Source organism: Bacillus mojavensis (assembly GCF_012648005.1).
In the GTDB taxonomy this organism is placed as follows: Bacteria; Bacillota; Bacilli; order Bacillales; family Bacillaceae; genus Bacillus; species Bacillus mojavensis.
In genome coordinates this window covers 2,363,524-2,381,601 of record NZ_CP051464.1, presented here as the reverse complement: position 1 = coordinate 2,381,601, position 18,078 = coordinate 2,363,524, and the positions used below count along the sequence as shown (strand labels likewise).

Annotated in this window: 19 protein-coding genes and 1 pseudogene; 18 read left to right on the top strand and 2 right to left on the bottom strand. The window is 42.0% G+C overall.

Translation table 11 applies throughout. From position 1 onward, the window contains the following. Window positions 1-41 precede the first annotated feature (41 nt). From pbpA to pstB (HC660_RS12425), 6 genes are all read left to right on the top strand, one after another. Complete coding sequence (gene pbpA, locus HC660_RS12450; protein WP_168748250.1) at window positions 42-2,192, top strand: penicillin-binding protein 2A; 2,151 nt, start codon at window positions 42-44, stop codon at window positions 2,190-2,192. 153 nt (window positions 2,193-2,345) lie between these two features. Then, window positions 2,346-3,248, top strand: coding sequence for a phosphate ABC transporter substrate-binding protein (locus HC660_RS12445; RefSeq protein WP_010334949.1), 903 nt, complete (start codon window positions 2,346-2,348; stop codon window positions 3,246-3,248). A 68-nt stretch (window positions 3,249-3,316) separates the two neighbouring features. Beyond that, the gene (gene pstC, locus HC660_RS12440; protein WP_010334948.1) at window positions 3,317-4,246 is read left to right on the top strand and encodes a phosphate ABC transporter permease subunit PstC; all 930 of its coding nucleotides are present in this window, start codon (window positions 3,317-3,319) and stop codon (window positions 4,244-4,246) included. Continuing rightward, window positions 4,246-5,130 (top strand): phosphate ABC transporter permease PstA, encoded by an 885-nt coding sequence (pstA, locus tag HC660_RS12435; RefSeq protein WP_168748249.1) that lies wholly within the window; start codon window positions 4,246-4,248, stop codon window positions 5,128-5,130. The genes pstC and pstA overlap by 1 nt, the downstream gene beginning before the upstream one ends. A gap of 20 nt (window positions 5,131-5,150) precedes the next feature. Then, window positions 5,151-5,960, top strand: a complete 810-nt coding sequence (gene pstB, locus HC660_RS12430) for a phosphate ABC transporter ATP-binding protein PstB (protein WP_168748248.1) — start codon at window positions 5,151-5,153, stop codon at window positions 5,958-5,960. 10 nt (window positions 5,961-5,970) lie between these two features. Further along, the gene (gene pstB, locus HC660_RS12425) at window positions 5,971-6,753 is read left to right on the top strand and encodes a phosphate ABC transporter ATP-binding protein PstB (RefSeq protein ID WP_168748247.1); all 783 of its coding nucleotides are present in this window, start codon (window positions 5,971-5,973) and stop codon (window positions 6,751-6,753) included. Between the two features lie 31 nt (window positions 6,754-6,784). Here the strand turns inward: pstB (HC660_RS12425) and HC660_RS12420 are convergent, their stop codons facing one another. After that, window positions 6,785-7,249 carry an MltG/YceG/YrrL family protein gene (locus HC660_RS12420; RefSeq protein ID WP_010334944.1) on the bottom strand — a complete coding sequence of 155 codons (465 nt, stop codon included), beginning with the start codon at window positions 7,247-7,249 and terminating at the stop codon, window positions 6,785-6,787. Continuing rightward, window positions 7,246-7,599 (bottom strand): hypothetical protein, encoded by a 354-nt coding sequence (locus HC660_RS12415; RefSeq protein ID WP_010334943.1) that lies wholly within the window; start codon window positions 7,597-7,599, stop codon window positions 7,246-7,248. Before HC660_RS12415 ends, HC660_RS12420 begins: the two co-directional genes overlap by 4 nt. Before the next feature lie 179 nt (window positions 7,600-7,778). Here HC660_RS12415 and HC660_RS12410 point away from each other — a divergent pair, with 179 nt between their 5' ends. The 12 genes and pseudogenes from HC660_RS12410 to HC660_RS12355 all read left to right on the top strand — a co-directional run bounded on the left by HC660_RS12410 (window position 7,779) and on the right by HC660_RS12355 (window position 18,068). Then, the gene (locus HC660_RS12410) at window positions 7,779-8,249 is read left to right on the top strand and encodes a hypothetical protein (protein WP_244956460.1); all 471 of its coding nucleotides are present in this window, start codon (window positions 7,779-7,781) and stop codon (window positions 8,247-8,249) included. Beyond that, window positions 8,246-9,322, top strand: a complete 1,077-nt coding sequence (locus tag HC660_RS12405) for a glycosyltransferase family 4 protein (protein WP_168748246.1) — start codon at window positions 8,246-8,248, stop codon at window positions 9,320-9,322. Before HC660_RS12410 ends, HC660_RS12405 begins: the two co-directional genes overlap by 4 nt. A 93-nt stretch (window positions 9,323-9,415) precedes the next feature. Then, entirely contained in the window at window positions 9,416-9,565 is a 150-nt protein-coding gene (gene rpmG, locus HC660_RS12400; RefSeq protein ID WP_003153056.1) for a 50S ribosomal protein L33, read from the top strand. Window positions 9,566-9,647: 82 nt separating this feature from the next. Next, window positions 9,648-10,211 (top strand): 5-formyltetrahydrofolate cyclo-ligase, encoded by a 564-nt coding sequence (locus HC660_RS12395; protein WP_168748245.1) that lies wholly within the window; start codon window positions 9,648-9,650, stop codon window positions 10,209-10,211. A 62-nt stretch (window positions 10,212-10,273) separates the two neighbouring features. Then, on the top strand, window positions 10,274-10,447 hold the full coding sequence (locus tag HC660_RS12390) for a protein YqgO (RefSeq protein WP_032731265.1): 174 nt from the start codon (window positions 10,274-10,276) through the stop codon (window positions 10,445-10,447). 88 nt (window positions 10,448-10,535) lie between these two features. Further along, entirely contained in the window at window positions 10,536-12,056 is a 1,521-nt protein-coding gene (gene yqgP / locus HC660_RS12385) for a rhomboid protease YqgP (RefSeq protein ID WP_168748244.1), read from the top strand. A gap of 130 nt (window positions 12,057-12,186) precedes the next feature. Further along, window positions 12,187-12,403: pseudogene (locus HC660_RS12380) on the top strand (YqgQ family protein). 10 nt (window positions 12,404-12,413) lie between these two features. Beyond that, window positions 12,414-13,379 (top strand): glucose kinase GlcK, encoded by a 966-nt coding sequence (gene glcK / locus HC660_RS12375; protein WP_168748243.1) that lies wholly within the window; start codon window positions 12,414-12,416, stop codon window positions 13,377-13,379. 116 nt (window positions 13,380-13,495) lie between these two features. Beyond that, on the top strand, window positions 13,496-15,412 hold the full coding sequence (locus HC660_RS12370; RefSeq protein ID WP_168748242.1) for an LTA synthase family protein: 1,917 nt from the start codon (window positions 13,496-13,498) through the stop codon (window positions 15,410-15,412). 81 nt (window positions 15,413-15,493) lie between these two features. Next, window positions 15,494-16,624: a M14 family metallopeptidase gene (locus HC660_RS12365; protein ID WP_168749467.1), complete on the top strand. Its 1,131-nt coding sequence runs from the start codon at window positions 15,494-15,496 to the stop codon at window positions 16,622-16,624. Window positions 16,625-16,691: 67 nt separating this feature from the next. Next, complete coding sequence (locus HC660_RS12360; RefSeq protein WP_168748241.1) at window positions 16,692-17,750, top strand: YqgU-like beta propeller domain-containing protein; 1,059 nt, start codon at window positions 16,692-16,694, stop codon at window positions 17,748-17,750. A 3-nt stretch (window positions 17,751-17,753) separates the two neighbouring features. Next, window positions 17,754-18,068, top strand: coding sequence for an MTH1187 family thiamine-binding protein (locus HC660_RS12355; RefSeq protein ID WP_010334936.1), 315 nt, complete (start codon window positions 17,754-17,756; stop codon window positions 18,066-18,068). The last annotated feature ends 10 nt before the right edge of the window (window positions 18,069-18,078 follow it).

The following is an 18,078-nucleotide window of genomic DNA, read 5'->3' as shown; positions in this document are numbered from 1 at the left end:
CTTGAGTGTCTTTTCTTTCTGTAAATAGAAAAGGTGATGTTATGAGGAGAAATAAACAAAAAAAGCAAAATCATAAAGAGAAAAAGAAGTCGCTTCCGATCCGGCTGAATATTTTATTTTTGGCCGCTTTTGTCATTTTCACCTGGATTATTGTGGAGCTTGGCATTAAGCAGATCGTTCAAGGCGATGATTACAAAAATCAAGCCAATCAGCAGGAACAAAGTGAAGTCAGCTCGGCGGTGCCGCGCGGGAAAATCTATGATCGAAATTTCAATGCCATTGTGACAAATAAGGCTTTAAATGCGATTACATACACGAGATCTAAATCTACAACGCAAGAACAGCGTTTGAAAATCGCAAAGAAGCTGGCGGATATGATTAAAGTCGATACAAAAAAAGTAACAGAACGGGATAAAAAAGATTATTGGATTTTGACAAGACCAAAAGAAGCGAAAAAGCTGATTACTTCTAAGGAAAGACAGCAGGTAGAAAATAAAAAATTATCAGATGATGATTTATATCAGCTCCAGCTGAAACGGATTACCGATAAGCAGCTGAATGAATTGACTGATAAAGACATGCAGATTCTCGCCATTAAAAGACAGATGGACTCCGGATATGCGTTAACACCGCAATACATCAAAAATGAAGATGTATCAGCGAAAGAAATGGCAGTTGTGAGTGAACATTTAGATGAACTGCCGGGTGTTGATGTCACGTCAGACTGGGAACGTGAATATCCGTACAAAAATCTTCTTCGCTCAGTGCTCGGAAGTGTTTCCAGCTCTGATGAAGGATTACCGTCAAATCTGCTCGACCATTATTTATCGCTTGGCTACAGTAGAAACGACAGGGTTGGAAAAAGTTATCTGGAATATCAATACGAAAGCCTTTTGCAGGGCCAAAAAGCTAAGGTGGAAAATATCACAGATTCAAACGGCAATGTAACGGGAACGAAGACCGTTTCTGAAGGGAAAGCCGGTAAAGATCTCGTGCTTACGATTGACATTGACCTGCAAAAATCAGTTGAAAAAATTATCGAAAAAAATCTCAAATCTGCTAAAGCAAGACCAAGTACTGAATTGTTAGACCGGGCATTTGTCGTCATGATGGACCCGAGAAACGGTGAAGTGCTGACGATGGCGGGTAAGCAGATTAAAACAGAAAATGGAAAATATAAAATTGACGATTACGCACTGGGAAATATGACGTCATCTTATGCTATGGGGTCAGCTGTCAAAGGCGCAACTGTACTGACAGGTCTTCAAACTGGTGCCATCAATCTGAATACAGTCTTTCAGGATGAACCATTATATATTGGTCAGGATAAAAACGGCAAAAAATCGTGGACTACTTTAGGACCTGTTAATATTCAAAGAGCCTTAGAGCAGTCTTCAAACGTATTCATGTTTAAAACTGCAATCGCACTTGGAAAAGGTGAATATAAACCGCATCAAGCTTTACCAATTGATACGACGGCTTTTGATACATTCCGGAATTATTTCAGTCAATTTGGACTTGGTGTCAAAACTGGGATTGACCTTCCAAATGAAATGACAGGCTATAAAGGAACAAGCAGATTGACGGGATTCTTGCTAGATTACGCTATCGGCCAATATGATACGTATACACCGCTCGAACTGGCACAATATGTATCAACAATCGCAAATGGTGGATACCGCTTGAAACCTCAGCTTGTAAAAGAAGTAAGGGAACCTGACGCTGAAAAAGGAATCGGGGCAGTTGTACAATCTGTTCAGCCTGAAGTGCTGAATAAAGTTGATATGAAAGGCGAGTACATTAAAGAAGTTCAAGCCGGGTTTAGACGAGTCGCCACTAAAGGAACGGCGGCAAGTCAATTTGCTTCAGCATCTTATAAGCCTGCTGCTAAAACAGGAACAGCGCAATCGTTCTATGACGGACCAAATAAATCAAAAACAGGTGAAGGTACTTATAATACGACACTTGTTGCTTATGCGCCTGCTGATAACCCTGAGGTTGCCATCTCTGTTGTAGTTCCTTGGGCTTATGTAGATTACAGCGCTAAATATACCATTACCAACGAAATCGGCAGAGAAGTATTGGATAAATATTTTGAGCTGAAATCGAAGCAGGACAAAGAAGATACTCAGCAAAAGAATAAAGACAAAATTGAAGAAAAAGCAGAAAACACCTCGTCTTCTGCTAACTAAACAGAAACGTCCACATCATGTGGGCGTTTTTTTATACAAAAAAATGCACGGATTTACAAAACCTTAACATTCGATTTAAACCTATTTTACATAGAACCTTTACTCTAAACGTGTAGGACAAATTACACATTATACGCAGGGGGAATTCAGGAAATGAAAAAAAACAAATTGGTGCTTATGCTTCTAATGGCTGCTTTTATGATGGTTGCAGCTGCATGCGGAAACGCAGGAGATAGTGAAAAATCAAATAGCGGCTCTGCAAAAGGAGAAGAAAAGGCATCAGGTTCTTTAACCATTTCTGGTTCATCGGCCATGCAGCCATTAGTACTTGCAGCTGCAGAAAAATTTATGGAAGAAAACCCTGATGCTGATATACAGGTACAAGCAGGGGGTTCTGGAACAGGGCTTTCTCAGGTCTCTGAAGGGGCTGTGCAAATCGGAAATTCAGATGTTTTTGCTGAAGAAAAAGAAGGCATCGACGCAAAAGCGCTTGTCGATCATCAAGTTGCAGTAGTCGGTATGGCAGCGGCTGTAAACCCTGATACAGGTGTAAAAGATATCTCAAAAGATGAATTGAAAAAAATCTTCACTGGCAAAATCAAAAACTGGAAAGAGCTTGGCGGCAAGGACCAAAAAATTACGCTTGTAAACCGTCCTGATTCTTCAGGTACACGTGCGACATTTGTAAAATACGCGCTTGACGGAGAAGAACCGGCAGAAGGCATTACTGAGGATTCTTCCAACACTGTGAAAAAAATCATTGCTGACACTCCGGGAGCGATTGGATATCTTGCATTCTCATATTTAACAGATGACAAAGTAACAGCTTTATCCATTGACGGAGTGAAGCCAGAAGCGAAAAACGTTACAACTGGCGAGTATCCGATCTGGGCTTATCAGCATTCTTATACAAAAGGCGAAGCGAAAGATCTAGCGAAAGAATTTCTTGATTATCTAAAAAGTGAAGACATTCAAAAAAGTATTGTAACTGACCAAGGGTACATTCCGGTTACTGACATGAAAGTGACTCGCGATGCCAAAGGGAAGCAAAGCTGATCTAAATAAAAAGAGGAGTGCGGAGACTTCCGTTTCTCCTCTTAACACATTCATAGGAGTGTAAAACGATGATAAACAATAGAGAAAATATGTCTGTGAGCGAACGTTTAATCAGCTCAAGGCAAAACCGGCAATTGGATGAAATTCGGGGAAGAATGATCGTGACAGCCTGCGCGCTTATAATGATAGCGGCATCTGTGGCAATCACCATTTTCCTCGGTATTAAGGGGCTGCAATCTTTTCTAGTAAATGGTGTAAGCCCAATTGAATTCTTAACCAGTCTGAATTGGAACCCTACAGATTCTGATCCGAAATACGGAGTGCTGCCATTTATCTTTGGCTCATTTGCAGTAACGATTCTCTCCGCTCTCATTGCTGCCCCACTCGGTATAGCAGGTGCGATCTTTATGACGGAAATTGCGCCGAATTGGGGAAAGAAAGTGCTGCAGCCGGTGATCGAATTATTGGTCGGCATCCCATCTGTTGTTTATGGATTCATAGGTCTTACAGTATTGGTGCCTTTTATTGCTCAGTTCAAAACGAGCGGAACAGGACACAGTTTATTGGCGGGAACGATTGTGCTTTCCATTATGATTCTGCCGACGATCACATCTATCTCAGCTGATGCGATGGCATCACTTCCGAAAAGCTTAAGAGAAGGTTCTTACGCTCTCGGTGCGACAAGATGGCAGACCATTAGAAAAGTACTCATCCCTGCAGCTTTTCCGACATTAATGACTGCCGTTGTCCTAGGTATGGCGCGTGCGTTTGGTGAAGCTCTGGCTGTTCAAATGGTGATTGGAAATACAAGAGTTTTGCCTGAAAGTCTGCTTGACACCGCAGGAACATTGACAACCATTATTACGCTGAATATGGGCCATACCACATACGGAAGCGTTGAAAATAATACGCTGTGGTCAATGGGACTTGTGTTGCTGGTGATGTCATTCTTGTTCATCCTGCTTATTCGCTACTTGTCATCTAGGAGGAAAGTGTAATGAACCGCAAATTAACTAATAAACTGGCGACTGGAATGTTCGGTTTATGCGCAGCCATTATCGCCGCGATTCTAGTCGGTTTGTTTTCCTATATTATTATTAACGGTGTTTCTCAGCTCAGCTTAGACTTTATTACGACAAAATCCAGCGCCATCGCCGCAGGAGGCGGAATACGAGACCAGCTGTTTAACTCCTTCTATATTTTGTTTATCACGATGCTGATTACCATCCCGCTCGGAGTGGGCGGCGGCGTGTTCATGGCGGAATACGCGCCTAACAACAAAGTGACAGATTTTATCAGAACATGTATTGAGGTCCTTTCATCTCTTCCGTCCATTGTCATTGGAATGTTCGGATTACTGATGTTTGTTAACCTGACAGGCTGGGGATATACGATCATAGGCGGGGCGCTGGCATTAACAGTATTTAACCTTCCAGTTATGGTACGTGTGACAGAAGACGCGGTCCGTTCAGTCCCTACAGATTTGAAGGAAGCATCGCTCGCTCTAGGTGTTTCTCGCTGGCATACCGTAAAAACCGTATTAATACCAAGCGCAATCCCTTCCATCATCACAGGTGCCATTTTAGCGTCAGGGAGGGTGTTCGGAGAAGCAGCGGCTTTATTATTTACAGCAGGACTTACAACGCCGCGCCTCAATTTTGCAGAGTGGAATCCGTTTTCTGAAACATCGCCGCTTAATATTTTCAGACCCGCTGAAACACTTGCGGTCCACATTTGGAACGTAAATACGCAAGGGATGATTCCGGATGCTGAAGCGATTGCCAACGGCGGTTCTGCAGTGCTGGTGATTTCAGTTCTTGTCTTCAATCTCGCAGCGAGATGGCTTGGAACAATAATCTATAAAAAGCTTACGGCAAATTAGACCGGAAAGAGGCGAAAACAATGTCTGAACAAATGGTAAAAGAAAAGCCTGAGAGAGTGGGAATGATACCTCAGCAGCAAAATGTGCTCGAGGTGAAGGATCTGTCTATTTTCTACGGAAACAAACAGGCTGTTCGTGATGTGAATATGGAGATTGAAAAAAATGCGGTAACCGCTTTGATCGGGCCGTCAGGATGCGGCAAATCTACTTTTTTAAGAAATATTAACCGAATGAATGACTTAATTCCTTCTGCAAGAAGCGATGGTGAAATTTTGTATGAAGGATTAAATATACTGGGAAGCAATATAAACGTTGTCAGCTTAAGAAGAGAAATCGGCATGGTCTTCCAAAAGCCGAATCCATTTCCGAAATCGATCTACCATAATATCACGCATGCATTAAAATATGCCGGTGAGCGGAACAAAGCAGTGCTAGACGACATCGTGGAAGAAAGCTTAACAAAAGCGGCGCTCTGGGATGAAGTAAAGGACCGTTTGCATTCATCCGCGCTTTCGTTATCAGGCGGTCAGCAGCAGCGTTTATGTATTGCCAGAACGCTTGCAATGAAGCCGGCCGTTCTTCTTCTTGATGAACCTGCTTCAGCGCTTGATCCAATTTCAAATGCGAAAATAGAAGAATTGATTACGGAATTGAAAAGCGAATACTCAATTATCATTGTCACTCATAATATGCAGCAGGCTCTGCGGGTGTCTGACCGGACGGCTTTCTTTTTAAACGGCGAAATCGTTGAATACGGACAGACCGAACAAATTTTTACAAGTCCGAAGAAGCAAAAAACAGAGGATTACATTAACGGGAAATTCGGATAGGAGGGCGGCAATGAGTATTGCTACCGAAGCTGTAAAGAAACAGGAAGTTTATCAAGTCAACGGAATGAATTTATGGTATGGAGAAAACCATGCCTTAAAAAATATCAATTTGAGCATTAATCAAAACGAAGTTACGGCGATTATCGGGCCGTCAGGATGCGGCAAATCAACATTTATTAAAACATTGAATTTAATGATTCAAATGACGCCGAATGTAAAGCTTGCAGGTGAGCTGAATTATAATGGCAGCAACATTTTAAAAGATAAAGTCGATATCGTAGATTTGAGAAAAAACATCGGCATGGTATTTCAGAAAGGAAACCCGTTTCCGCAATCAATTTTTGATAATGTCGCTTACGGACCGAGAGTCCACGGCGTCAAAAATAAAAAGAAGCTGCAAGACATTGTAGAAAAGTCATTAAAAGACGTGGCGCTGTGGGGTGAGGTGAAGGATCGTTTGCATTCATCTGCACTCTCATTATCAGGCGGTCAGCAGCAGCGTCTCTGTATCGCCAGGGCTCTTGCGACAAACCCTGATATTTTGCTGATGGATGAGCCGACATCTGCGTTAGATCCAATTTCGACGAGAAAAATTGAAGAGCTCATTCTTCAGCTGAAAAATAAATACACCATCGTTATCGTGACGCACAACATGCAGCAGGCAGCGAGGGTTTCTGATCAAACTGCATTTTTCTACATGGGTGAGCTTGTTGAATGCGACAATACAAATAAAATGTTCTCTCAGCCGAGAGATCAAAGAACACTCGATTATATTACAGGGAAATTCGGATAAAAAAAACAGGCTGTTAACATAGCCTGTTTTTTTATCGTGTTAATGTTTTAACGATTTTTTTGAAGCTCATATCTGATTTTACTTTAAATTCACCGGCACGGATCTCCTTGTGATACCCCGCGTCTATCACGTAGTCATTAAAGTCTTCAGCTGAAGCAATAATGCCTTCTTTTTCAAGAATAGCTGATACATCTGCGGTGCTCATGCCGTCTTTAATGATAAGCTTGTACGTTTTTACTTTGCCTGTTTTCGAGTCTGAGCTGCTGTCATCGCTCAGAGATTTCTCTTTTGAGTCGAGAAGCTTTTGATATTCATCACGGTTAACAGAAACCATTTTTTTAGAATCGAGATAATTGTTTACGTCTTGCTCGGTTACTGTTTTTTGTTCTTTTACAGCAGCTGCTTGATCTTCATCTGTCAGATAAAAAACACTTGCGAGAACGGCTGTCGCTAATATGATACCGCCGGCAAATGCCTGAATGCCTCGTTTTGTCATACGAGCACCTTCTCATTATCTTTTATAATCGTATTCACGTCTTCTACTGATACATGCTCAGCTTTAGCAATTGCTTCAGCTGACATGCCATTATTATATTTAGAAAGTATTTGCTTGGCGATCTTTTGATTGATGCCGCTGTTCTTTGCTTTGCGGATCACAAGGTTTGTTTCAAGTAATTCTTCCTCAAGCACCGTCATTTTCTTTTTGAGCTTATAAATTTCCTGCATAGCAGAAAGCTGCAATGTTTCAAGCTCCTGCTCGACATCTTTCATCGGATCTCGTTGAGAATATGAGAATGCAATTAGCGCTATACTGACGATAAACAACGCAATAATAGCAATTTCCACGTTTCATCACCTTCTATTCTTTTTTTATCCTTCTTTTTTATACCATAAAACAAGTGGATTCTAAAGGAATTCGCGAAAAAAACGAGTTTTTGTCGAGAAATCTTTCTTTTCTTCCTTTATGTGTAATGGTTTAATAGGATCACCGAGCCAATGGAAGGAAAGGAGATTGTGAGAAGCCTATGGACCAACACTCATTTCCTTATAACATTCGAAGTGGGATTCCTTTTTTTAGGGACGTATTCGACATGAATATCCAAAACTCTCACACATTGACAGTCCGATGGAATCTGTCAGTTGAGACGATGAAACTGGCAGAAACCGTACTTTTCGAAAAAACGCCCGACATGATAAAAGAAATTCGTATTTTTATGAAAAGAAACGGTATAGAAGCTGTCAGGACGAAACGCATAAAACGGGATAAAGGGAAATGGCTCATTGTTCAGGTGCCTGGTCATGCTTTGTATCGTGCTGAATACAGAATACTGAATTCAATGAATGTTTCTCTCAAACTAGCTGAAACAGAGGACACCTTACTTGCAGAAAACGGTGTCAGCGACATAAACAGTTTTCGCAATGCAGAAGCACATACCAGGTGGGAGGAGCAATTTTCTGCTTACACCTGCTATCGCAGTGAGGGAAGAGAGAAATGAACATCCTTATGCTTTCATTCGAACATCCTTATAAACCGAAAAGCGGGCTTGGTGTTCATTTAAGCCGTCTTATATCCTATTTAAATCCGCATATCAACATAACAGTCTGCGCTCCAAGCAGGAAGCTATGTTCCTATGCGAATGTTGAAGACTTTATAGCTGATGTCAATGTTAGAATGGTTCAGCAAGTGTTGTCATGCAATAAACGCTTTGATCTGATTCATGCCCATGATGACATGACGGCCCCTGCCGCTCATTATTTGAAAAAGCAGCTCAGCATTCCGCTTGCTGCAACGATCCACGGGCTTGAAAGCGGAAGGAAGCAGGTGTGCAAAGAAATGCCTCATCCGTACAGGCTGCTGACGGAGCGGCTCCTCATCGACATTTCCGATGAATTGATTGTGTTAAGCACTTTTATGAAGAGATCGATTAGTAAGGCGTATCCGTTTCGTGAAAAAATAACCGTCATCCCAAGCCCTCTGTCACTGGAGGCGAAAATAGGTCTAGCTGAAAGGTTGATACATAAAAGATACTTGTTTTCGTTTGGAAGGTTTGTTCCGGAAAAAGGGTTTTCACAGCTGTTGAAGGTATTTTCTATTCTGAACAAATGCCGGCCTGACCTTCAGTTGGTGCTAGCCGGACAAGGGCCGTTATTGGCATCCTATAAGAAACTGGCTGAGCAGTTGAGCATAAAGGAAAGTGTAATGTTTTATCCTTTTTTAAATAGAAGAGAAATCGTGACGTTTCTGTCTCAATGTGAAATGGCTGTTTTCCCAAGCTTTTATGAACCCTTTGGGCTCGCTGCACAAGAAAGCATGGAACAAGGCGTGCTGACAGCCGTACCGCAGTCGGGCGGTTTTTGTGACTTTGCCGTTCATAACAAAACTGCAATTGCAGCTGATTTTTCGCAAGAACGGGGAGCGGCGGATAGGCTTCACAACGTATTAATAGATGAAGAAAACGCCTGCCGGATAAAAGAAGCGGGCCGAGAACGGGTGATGAAACTGCATCATCCACAGATCATCACAGCATCCTATTTACAGCTTTATCAGCGTCTATCCAATAATTCATGATTTCATTGAAAAACATCCTAGCATTCCGTCCATTATAGTGGTATTATATATAAGTCTGAATAAGTAAATGATATTTAGTTTGGAGGGAAAACAATGCGCGTTAATATTACTTTGGCTTGCACAGAATGTGGTGAGCGTAACTATATTTCTAAAAAGAACAAACGCAACAATCCAGACCGCGTTGAATTTAAAAAATATTGCCCACGTGATAAAAAATCTACGTTACACCGTGAAACAAAATAACAGCATAGCTGTTTGAGGTGTAAGAAAAAAGCCAGAGCTTTGAAAAAGGTTCTGGCTTTTTTCTATTCCGAGGGGGATAAAAATGAAATCACAATTAAGAAAAAAGACAATGGAAAATGTATCAGCGATAACAAGTAAAGAATGGTCTAAGAAAACTGCGTGTATCAACGAGCGTTTATTTTCTCTCCCAGAATGGCAGAATGCCCGCACCATAGCCGTCACCATTTCAAGAGGGCTGGAGGTACCGACACGGCCGATCATCGAAAAAGCCTGGGGGGAAGGGAAAGAAGTTTGTATTCCAAAGTGTGATCCTGATACGAAAAGGATGCAGTTCCGCACATTTCAAGCGGATGATCAGCTTGAAACGGTTTACGCCGGACTTCAGGAGCCGATCATTGAGAAAACGCATGAAGTGTACCAATCACAGATTGATTTGATAATCGTGCCTGGCGTATGTTTTGATCCTGACGGCTATAGGATTGGCTTTGGCGGCGGTTATTATGATCGTTATTTAAGTGATTATAAAGGAAACACAGTCTCTTTGCTTTTAGAATGCCAGCTGTATGATCACGTGCCGCATCTGTCACATGATATCCCGGTTCAAATGCTGGTTACTGAGGGTCGAATCATTTCTTGTTTTTCATAGCTCGTCCCTTCATCAAGAATAAATCAGAAAGAATAACAAACCCTAATGGCAGGAGGGATATAATGAAAAAATTTATGATCTATGCCATTTGCGCTGTTTCTGCCGTGATGTTTTACCAAAACCGTTACCGTCTCATGAATACCGTACTCAGCCAGCCTGGGATCAGACGGTCCTTTATTCATCTTTTTTTAAAAATTCCATTTATCCGCAATAAGTTTATACAGCAAGCTTTTTAAAAATCCCGTTTTCACGGGATTTTTTGCTTTTAGTAGGCGTCAAGAGCACCAGCTGTTATAATGAAAAAAAACCATTGGAGCGGTAAACATGTATTTGTTGGAGTATACATATTGGAATGTCGCGGCGCATTTAGTAAGGAGAGGGTATGGCGTCATACAATCGGATGAATCTGATGAAATATGGCTGGAAGCACCGGACAAATCCTCTCATGATCTGGTTCGCCTCTTTAAACAGAATATTGATTTTCGCCAAGAAATTGCAAGGGACATAGAAGTGCAGGCGGAGCGAATAGAGCATGTCAGGAAGTCTATCGGCAAGCGGCATTTGAAGCTGCTGAATGTGCTGATCTCAGCGGAAGCACCTGTCGATGACTGGCAGGAAATCGCCGACAAGCCTTTTGAAAAAGGACAGGTATCCGTTGAAACTGCACTTGTGACTGGTACGTCACTTCATGAAGATCTGCAAGCCATTTTTCCATCATTTGAAGCTGTTGAATGGACAGAAGACCGAGACTCATTGGAACACGCCCAAATGGCAAAAGAACGCTTTTTTTCACTAGTGCAGAAACAAGAAGAACAGCGGAAAAAAGAAGCGGCGTTTTTCCAGAACGGAAAGCCGATCTTTACATATTTGTTCATCGCGCTGCAGCTCGTGATGTTTTTCCTGCTCGAAATAAACGGCGGAAGCACCAATACGGAGACGCTTGTTGCTTTCGGCGCTAAGGAAAACGGCCTGATTGCAGACGGAGAATGGTGGCGCCTGCTGACGCCGATTGTGCTTCACATCGGCCTTGCGCATTTAGCCTTTAACACGCTGGCTTTATGGTCGGTCGGAACCGCTGTTGAGCGCATGTATGGATCAGGAAGATTCTTGCTGATTTATTTGGCGGCGGGTATCACAGGATCGATCGCCAGCTTCGTGTTCAGTCCTTATCCTTCAGCCGGTGCTTCAGGCGCCATATTCGGCTGCTTAGGCGCATTGCTGTATGTAGCTGTGTCAAATCGAAAAATGTTTCTAAAAACAATAGGCACAAATATTATTGTTATTATCCTGATAAACCTGGGTTTTGGCTTTGCGGTTTCGCATATTGATAATTCAGGGCATATTGGCGGCTTGGTCGGCGGTTTTCTTGCTGCGGCAGCACTTGGTTTGCCAAAAACAAAAGCCTTGGGCAAAAAATTGGTGTCAGCGATTCTGCTGGTTGCCCTGGCCGGCGGGTTTCTCTATTACGGATTGCATTCACCGTCCCATCAGGAGACAGCGCTGATCCGGCAGGCAAATGAGCTTTATCAGGAAGGAAAATATAAAGAAGTAACCGAACTGCTGAACGGTGAAGCTGAGCAGAAAGACGCTTCAGCTGATCTTCTGAAAATCCTGGCCGTTTCTGATATTCAAATCGGCGAATATGATCAGGCGATTTCTCTTTTAGAAAGAGCTGTGCAAAAAGAGCCTAAAAACCATACGTCCTATTACTATTTAGCATTGCTGTATGCGGAAAAAAATGAACTTGGTCAAGCTGACAAGGCAATCAGGACCGCTGTAAAGCTGGAGCCGAAGGAAGAGCATTACAAAAAACTGCAGCAGGAAATTGAAAATAAACAAGAATAAATGACTAGATGAGAAAGCGTTGAATTTGCCAAGGAATGAATTCCGGGTATTTTTGTCAGCGTTTTCTTCTTGACTGGCGGGTTCTTTATGACTACGCTATTGATAGTTAAGATCAAGAATGGTGAGGAATATGAATACATTTTATGATGTACAGCAGCTATTAAAAACATTTGGACACATTGTTTACTTTGGTGACAGGGAGCTTGAAATTGAGTTTATGCTCGATGAATTAAAGGAACTATATATAAATCATATGATTGAGAAGGAGCAGTGGGCTAAAGCCGCAGCTGTCCTTCATAAAGAGCTGGAACAAACAAAGAAACGAAAGAGATTTACGTAAAGGTTAAGGTGATAAAAATGGACGAGATATGGTTTGCGGGCATTGATCTTGGAGGAACGACGATAAAACTCGCATTTATTAATCAATATGGAGAGATTCAGCATAAATGGGAAGTGCCGACCGATAAGTCCGGTGATACCATTACCGTGACAATAGCAAAAGCGATTGACAGCAAGCTGGATGAGCTTCATAAACCAAAGCACATCGTCAAATATATAGGAATGGGCGCACCAGGGCCAGTAGATATGGCAACTGGGGTCGTTTATGAAACAGTGAATCTTGGATGGAAAAACTATGCTTTAAAAAATCATCTGGAAACGGAAACAGGCATCCCTGCGGTTATAGAAAATGATGCGAATATTGCCGCGCTCGGAGAAATGTGGAAGGGGGCGGGTGACGGAGCAAAAGACGTCATTCTCGTTACACTAGGTACAGGAGTTGGCGGCGGTATTATTGTGAATGGGGAGATTGTGCACGGAATAAATGGCGCTGGCGGAGAAATCGGCCATATTTGCAGCATCCCTGAAGGCGGGGCGCCGTGCAACTGCGGTAAAACAGGCTGTATTGAAACCATCGCGTCGGCAACTGGCATTGTTAGAATTGCAAAAGAGAAAATTGCAGAAGCTAAAAAGCCGACACAATTAAAAGCATCTGAGCATTTAACAGCTCGAGATGTATTTGAAGCAGCAAATGAAAATGATGAATTAGCTCTCGAAGTTGTCGATTATGTAGCAAAGCATCTCGGCCTGGTGCTTGGCAATCTGGCCAGCTCGCTTAATCCGTCAAAAATTGTTCTCGGCGGCGGCGTTTCAAAAGCCGGGGAATTGCTGAGATCCAAAGTCGAAAAAACATTCCATATATGTGCCTTTCCGCGCGCTGCGGAAGCGGCTGATATATCTATTGCGGCGCTTGGAAATGATGCGGGCGTTATCGGAGGAGCTTGGATCGCTAAAAATGAATGGCTGAAACACCAAAATTGTTAAATTTGTGAAAATGAAATTGATTTTTTGTTATGTTCAGGTTAAGATTTAATTTGATGTGTTAATGAGAATGTTGAGAATAGACTGATTTTTTTGAGCGTGCTGCATAGGAGGTTGAAATGCGAAAAACGTTTTTTTCGATGATTTCATTTATGCTGATTGCCATTTTAATGATGTGGCTGAAAACGTATGTTGTTTACAAAACCAGTTTCCATATTAAAATTGACAATCTTACGCAGGAATTTATTCTGTTTATCAACCCATTGAGCTTTTTGCTGCTTATTTTTGGCTTCAGCCTGTTTTTAAAGGGAAGAAACAGAAATCGTTACATTATTGCCATGAGTTGTATTGTCACGTTTGTTTTGCTGGCGAATATGGTTTTTTATCGTTTTTACAATGATTTCCTAACGATTCCGGTTCTTTTTCAAACGAGCAATATGGGTGATCTGGGAAGCAGCATCGGAACGCTTCTTGAGCCGACAGACCTCCTTTTGGCTGTAGATATCGTGATTTTAATATGGCTTCATATGCGTCAAAAAGCCTTTCAATCAGACATCCCCTCCACGAAAAATGAACGGGCGGCATATTTTTTGTTTGTGGCTTCCGTTTATTTCTTCAACTTAGGTCTGTCTGAGGCAGAACGGCCGCAGCTATTGACACGCTCATTTGACAGAGAAATGCTCGTTAAAAATATCAGCCTGTTTAATTTTCATATTTATGACGGAGTACTTCAGTCGAAGCAATCCGCGCAAAGAGCGCTGGCTGACAGCAACAGCCTGACGGAAATCGAAAACTATGTCACAGCCAATGCGAAAGATGCCAATAAGAACTTATTTGGCGCCGCAAAAGGCAGAAACGTCATACTTGTATCTTTAGAGTCGACGCAAAGCTTTGTGATCAATGAAAAGGTGAACGGAAAAGAAATCACCCCGTTTTTGAATGATTTTATAAAAGAAAGCTATCACTTTAGTAATGTTTACCACCAAACCGGGCAGGGGAAAACCTCTGATTCTGAATTTATCGTTGACAATTCACTTTATCCGCTTGGACGAGGCGCTGTGTTCTTTACAAATGCGGGCAATCAATACATGGCCGCGCCTGAGATTCTCAAAAATAACGGGTATTATTCAGCGGTGCTCCATGCCAATAATAAAAGCTTTTGGAATCGCGATTTAATGTACGATTCATTTGGGTATGATTCATTTTTTGATATTGAATCGTATGATGTTTCTGACGATAATTCAGTCGGCTGGGGGCTGAAGGATAAAGAATTTTTTGAACAGTCTTCAGAGCTGATGAAAAACCTGCCTCAGCCGTTTTACTCTAGGCTGATCACACTCACGAATCACTTTCCGTTTGATCTTGATGAAGAGGACAAATTGATTGAGGAATATGATTCAAGCAGCCAAACGTTAAACAAGTATTTCCCGACTGTGCGTTATCAGGATGAGGCGCTGAAACGGTTTATCGAAAAGCTGAAGGAAGACGGCTTATATGATAACTCCATTATTGTTTTATACGGTGACCATTACGGGATATCGGAAAACCATAATGAAGCGATGGGGCAATTCTTAGGGAAAGAAATTACACCATTTGAAGAAGTGCAACTCCAAAAAGTGCCGTTTGTCGTTCATATTCCTGGAATTACAGACAAAAAGCCGAAAACGATTGACAAGGTAGGCGGACAAATCGATATCCGGCCGACGCTGATGAATCTGTTAGGTATTGATACAAAGAACCTCATTCAATTCGGCAACGATCTGCTTTCTGACGATAAACTGGACTTTACAGTGCTGCGTGATGGTAGCTTTATCACAGACCAAATCGTGTATACTGACGGTCTATGTTATGACAAAGCGACAGGAAAGCCTTTGAAAGAGGCAAAGCAATGTGAAACATTTGCAGATAAAGCGAAGCAGGAGCTTTCACTTTCCGATGAAATCATTTACGGAGATTTGTTGCGATTTTATGATCAGGAAAGGCTGGACAATACGTCAAAAAGAAAAGAAAAACAAATTCTTGATCAGGCTTCATGATCATAAAGTCTCCCGTATCAAAAAACGCGGGAGGCTTTCTTTTTTAAAAAACGCCGTCATATAGTAACAAAAAGGGGGATGATGATGGCGTTTATTACGATAAAACCTGAGATCAAACACAATTTGGCTTTAGTAGCAAGAGAACTGAAGATAGATGAGACATTGCTTAGAAGTGCCAATCAAACAGCACAGAAACATCAATTGTACTGTCCTGGTTATAAGATTGAAGAAGGCAATGATAAGGAGCTTCAATCCATTCAGGAAGTAAAGCGCTTTTTACACCCGCTGCAGCTGCAGCCTGCTGACAACTGGCTGGAGCAGGAAAAAATCTATGACTTTCTTGCTGTCGAAGAGGAAATAAAAAAAATAGTCAATGTGTTTCCGTTTGTTTCATGTCGGGAAATCGGACGTTCCGTATTGGGCAGGCCGATCTGGGAGCTGACAGTTGAGGGCGAGCATACCTCCAAAAAAGTTCACATGAATGCATCGTTTCATGCGAATGAGTGGATTACCACGTCTGTACTGCTGAAATGGCTGAAGGAATATTGCCTCTCTTTATGTCATAATACGAATTTTTTTGGCTTTACTCCTTTGGAGCTGTTCAGCCGAACCTCTCTGTCTCTTGTTCCTCTTGTGAATCCGGATGGTGTTGATCTTGTCTTACACGGGTCAGCGGGCATGGGAGACAGGAGAGATGAACTTGAAAGACTAAACTGCCATCGTCCGAATTTTAATGAATGGAAGGCAAATATTAACGGCGTTGATTTAAATAAACAATTCCCGTCTTTATGGGAAATTGAAAAATACCGCAAACCGAAAATGCCCAGCTACCGAGATTTTCCTGGAACTTCTCCGCTCACGGAGCCGGAATCCATTGCGATGCAGCAGCTGATAACGGCGGATCCGCCTGACAGGCTGCTGGCCCTTCACACTCAGGGAGAAGAAATCTATTGGGGATATAAAGGCCTTGAGCCCGAAGAATCGGCTTCTGTAATAAAGGATTTTGAGACGATAAGCGGAAACATTTATAAAGGTGTCAAGGATATTAACAGCTATGCGGGATTCCGCGACTGGTTTATTCATCACTATTTTAAAGAAGGTTATACGGTGGAACTCGGAAAAGGTCAAAATCCCTTGCCGTTTGAGCAGTTTACACAGATTTATCAGGCGACAAGCGGGATCTTATGGAGGTCGTTATTTTTTCTTGACTAACTGAAACTTTTTCTTTTTCGTGCCGTATCAAATATGGGACAATAAATATGATCGGAGGGGGAGGCTGATGAGATCAGTTTGTTTGATTCTGCTGTCAGCATTGTTAGTTTGTTTATCGGCATGCGAACCGTCTCATCAGCAGCAAAAACAGGCAGCGACGGCAAAAAGTGAGGAAAAAGAGATTGTTCCGCTGCCAGCAGGAAAAGCGGACGGAGCGGAAGGTTGGCTCAATAACAACACAATTCTGTATACAGCCTCAAATCCGACAAAAACAGAGCTTCTTGCATATCAAATCTTTAATGGCAAAACGGAAAAGCTCTATCAGACGGATGGTCAAATCGTTGATGTTCAAATCAATCCCAAAGAACAGATGATTCTGCTGCAGATCACGCATAGCCAACAGACAACAGTAGTTTTGCTGAATCAGAAAGGGGAGACGCTGTACCAGAAAGAATACGAAACGTATGAGCTGGAGGCAGCATGGAATCAGTATGATCCGTATCAAATGATGGTTACGGTATTCACTGAAAACTGGGACTTCAATACATATTACGTGGATGCCAAAAAAGACAAGTCTGCTTTAAGTCCAATACAGGTTCCGTTTGTCCATTGGACCTCAAAAAACACATTTGACTATCTAAAAGAGGGAAGAAACGATAAAGAAGGCCCTTTGTATACGTATGATATTGCTTCTGAAAAGGAGAAAAAGCTGGAGGAGGATGTCCTTTACTTTGATTCATTTCATAATATGAACTTTACCGTCAAAGCAGATTCCGGAGAGAACGGCTTGTATGAGTTTACATCACCGCAATCGAATGGTGAAGCAGTTACAGCGGACTGGCCACTCCAAACCAAATATACAAGCCTGGCTCCGATGGAGTATGATTATGATGAGGCTGGCAGACTGTTTTATACGTTTAAAGAAAGCGGGGATGCATATAAGCTGTCAGCGATTGATATGAAATCGGGAAAGGTGCAGGATCTTTTTACTTTGCCTGAAATGGAGCCGATACAAGTATCCCCGAACGGAAAATATGCGTTGTACGGGTTTCATTTTGAGCGCATGATATCATTGAAATCACATGAAATAAAGCCAATCATCATTGATAAAAAGGAGATGGAATAATTAATGGCTATCGCAGATGTAACCATTATCCCAATCGGAACAGAAACACCTAGTGTAAGCGCCTATGTGGCGGATGTGCAGAAAATTTTAGAGGGCTATAAAGCCGAAGGGAAAATCAAATATCAGCTGACACCGATGAACACATTGATTGAAGGTGAGCTCAGCGACCTTTTCACTGTGATTCAGGCGATTCACGAAGCGCCTTTTCAAAAAGGGCTTCACAGAGTGGCGACCAACATTCGCATCGATGACAGACGGGACAAAAAAACGACGCTTGAAAGTAAAATAGAAAGCGTGAATAAACATTTACAGCAATAAAAAATAAACC